General features: G+C 37.3%; 3 protein-coding genes. 1 reads left to right on the forward strand and 2 read right to left on the reverse strand.

Annotated elements, in window-relative coordinates:
* Positions 1-119: 119 nt before the first annotated feature.
* Positions 120-920 (reverse strand): hypothetical protein, encoded by an 801-nt coding sequence (locus tag JQC92_RS21535; protein WP_205001584.1) that lies wholly within the window; start codon positions 918-920, stop codon positions 120-122.
* Positions 921-1,183: 263 nt separating this feature from the next.
* Here JQC92_RS21535 and JQC92_RS21540 point away from each other — a divergent pair, with 263 nt between their 5' ends.
* Positions 1,184-2,671 carry a Fic family protein gene (locus JQC92_RS21540; RefSeq protein WP_205001585.1) on the forward strand — a complete coding sequence of 496 codons (1,488 nt, stop codon included), beginning with the start codon at positions 1,184-1,186 and terminating at the stop codon, positions 2,669-2,671.
* 443 nt (positions 2,672-3,114) lie between these two features.
* Here the strand turns inward: JQC92_RS21540 and JQC92_RS21545 are convergent.
* Positions 3,115-3,385: IS66 family transposase (locus JQC92_RS21545; RefSeq protein WP_205001586.1), on the reverse strand; the 271-nt coding region annotated here is incomplete at its 5' end.

The raw sequence follows: 3,385 nt of genomic DNA on the forward strand, positions 1-3,385 counted from the left end.
TTCTCGAAGCATTTTTTCTTTTTCATGTGTACATAAAAACACCATAAAAAGATCGTTCAAGTAACAATGTTAGATCAAGTGACTTGTTTCACAAAAAACAAGAGGGGCTTGGTGAATGGTTACGTTTGCTGTGCTTGTTTTGAGTTTTTGAACCACACGGCGGCATAGTTACCGTTAGAGGTATAAAAACCCTGACTTTGCCCTAAATTCGGTGCTTTAGATCTTTGAATGGATTGATACTCACGCTTAGAGTGTGCAAAAGTTAAATTTACGGCAACTTCACGCAAATGCTGTTTATCAAGATAAAGGCTGAGGATGTGATAAATTTTCTTAAACCCAACAATTACCTTATCTTCAAAATGGCGAGGTAAGGATTTAGAGCTACTCACTGATAATTCAAATGGCTCTAATTGTGTCTGATATTGCTCAAGTAATTGAGCGTCATCACTGGCACCAAATAATGTATTGGAATAGTGAGTAATGCCATTGTCATCTATCCAAGAAAACACAAGATCTTCTTTGAGAGCTTGTTTTCTTCGCTGTTTTTGCTGAGCCGTTAATTCAGCAGTTGAACATACACTCGAATGTTGCTCGAAATAATTGTTTTCATCTTGGTAATGAACACTAGTATTCTGATATTCAGGAACCACCTCTCGTTTAATCGGCTCAAGATTTGATTGTTCGTATTGAGATGCAGTGATGTTTTCACTGAGCTGATGGTCTACTGGTAATATTGGTTTTCTATCAGCTATTTGAGGACTTTCAATCAGTTCAACTACCTCTACAACCCATTGGGTAAAGTGATTGTTAAACCATTTCCCTTGAAAGTGATCAATAACAATAGCTATTGCGAACACAGATACGACAAATAGATAGCCTACTTTCCATGTAAGTGAGGAGATTTTGATTTGACTTGCCACTATGTTAACCGAGCAATAAAAAAGTGTCAGTATTAAATGCGGTAATTGGAGGAGTTATCTATTTATCCTTATAATAAGGACACGATTAGGACAAAATGTCTTAAAAACTCTATTTATTGTCCTTATATATCAATTTTTGTATCTGTTTTTTCGTAAACAAGCTTTTTTATCTCTAGTTTTTCATAAATTATTCCTTTTAAATATTGTTTATATCTAGTTTTTCACTAAAATGTATTTTTATATCTCATTTTTCGTAAATCATCATGTCTCAATTAATCTTTGCCAGTAATACCGCTGAGTCCAAAAAGCTTTCACACGCTGTAAGCAATGGCGCTTTAAAGCGAATTAGAGCGGGTATTTATACTGATGCCAGCTGGGATGAAATCCCCTCATTGATTCAGAGTAGGTGGTATCAAATTATTGATTTTCTTTATCCAGATGCTCTCGTTTCTCACTCAACAGCAGTGTCATTACTTCCATCTAATAATGTGGTTTACATTACAGCTCAAACCAAGATCAGAAAGAAAATAAAAATTAGTGATTTACTCACTATTGAAGTGTTACCGGGAAATACAGATATTTTAAAAGAGCCTTTTCAACCTAATGTGTTTAGAAGCAGCCCTGTGCGCTACTTGTTAGAAAATCTACAAATCAGCCATAAAGATGTAGCATCAGTAAAGTCACTTGGAAAAGATTGGGTAGAAAAAGAGCTTTGCCGACTGCTTGAGCGATATGGCGAACAAGAATTAAATCGTATTAGAGATCAAGCCAGTGAACACTGCAAAGCATTAGATATGGAAAAAGAGTTCAGCACTTTGCAAAGCCTGATAGGTGCTATTTTATCAACTCAACCTGTGGAGGCACTTTCAACAGAAAGAGCCATTGCAGTTGCTAAAAAAGAGCCCTTTGATCCTCATCGCCTACAACTTTTTAAATCATTAGCGGATTATTTAAACCAATGTCATTTGGTATCACGACCATATATGTATAACAGTGCCAGTTGGCGGCATTTATCTTTTTTCGAAAGCTATTTTTCTAATTACATTGAAGGCACCGAATTTGAGATTGATGAGGCTGAAAAAATTATCTTTGAAAAAAGCGAGATAAACCATCGTCATCAAGATAGCCATGATGTTATGGCAGTGTTTGATGTGGTACAAGATTACACAGAAATGGTGACCGTTCCCAATAACCCTGATGAGTTAATGAATCTACTCATTCAAAGGCACAAACTGATCATGGCTGCACGACCAGAAAAAAGGCCGGGAGAATTAAAATTCAATACCAATAAAGCTGGAGATTCCGTTTTTGTTTCTCCAGAGCAAGTTGAAGGAACGATTGCACAAGCCTTTCCTATTTACCAAAGTCTAGAGCAAGGTTTACCACGGGCTATTTTCATGCAGTTTTTAATTTCAGAATGCCACCCTTTTGATGATGGTAATGGACGAGTATCTCGAATAATGATGAATGCAGAACTGGTCAACGCAGAGCAATATAAAATTATTGTCCCGACCGTTCATAGAGAAAGTTATTTGAACGGACTACGACAGGCAACAAGAATGGGGAAATTTAGAACGCTGACTAAGGTATTTTCAGATTTACACGGTTACACCAGTGATGTTGATTGGCATGATTATTCTGAAACTCGATTCCGTTTAGAAACCGATTTTGCTGATAAACTTCCCGATCAAGGTGTGGCTGTATTCAACAAACAAATCTCAAAATATCGAATAGATTTGCCCGTAGGCTAAAGATAGTTTTAGCATCAAAACGGTCTTTCAGTTACCATCCCCAATATCACCTTGGCGGCGCAATTTTTCAACTTTGTTATCCGTGTGCCTCCAAGGTGGGCTGGAATACCAGTCATCATGGGCTTTTACACTTTCTGTATTGGCAAATAGGGAGGTAAAATAAAGAAAGACAAACACCAAACAAAGTTAGAATATCTAATATAACCATACATTTATGGCTTCATCGTCTTTCTTTGATTTTCTTTATTTGCTATTAGTGTTCCACCAATGCCCCACCCCCACCTAAGTGGTGGAGTATTGGTGGAACACTTTTCAAATATAGAGGAGCCACATTTTTTAAATTCAGAGACATTTGGTAAAACTGTGCGGAAACCACTGTTTCTAAGGCTTGTTTAAAGTTAGCAGGCTCTATTGTTAGTAACCATTCACCAGCGTAGTATTGACTAATCGCTGGTGAGGTTAAACACATCTGGATAAGGTTTACGTTGTGTTACAGCCGTAACAATTTCAGAGATAACTTCGAGCGCAGATAAACCACGCTTCTTACAGGTTTCAATCACAGACAATACTCTGGAGCGGAACTTATCCCCCCTATCAGAGCTGGTACCAAAACAATTTTTACGCATGATAACCGTACCTCTAATGCAGCGTTCAGCCTCATTATTGGTAAGAGGTGTTCCTTTATGAGTCACAAAGACCCACAATCCTGTTTCA

It is taken from the genome of Parashewanella hymeniacidonis, from assembly GCF_016900895.1.
GTDB lineage: Bacteria > Pseudomonadota > Gammaproteobacteria > Enterobacterales > Shewanellaceae > Parashewanella > Parashewanella hymeniacidonis.

What these genes read in the sequence shown, in the direction of transcription:
- JQC92_RS21540 (WP_205001585.1), top strand. Translation starts at nt 1,184, where the DNA reads ATGTCTCAATTAATCTTTGCCAGTAATACCGCTGAGTCCAAAAAGCTT.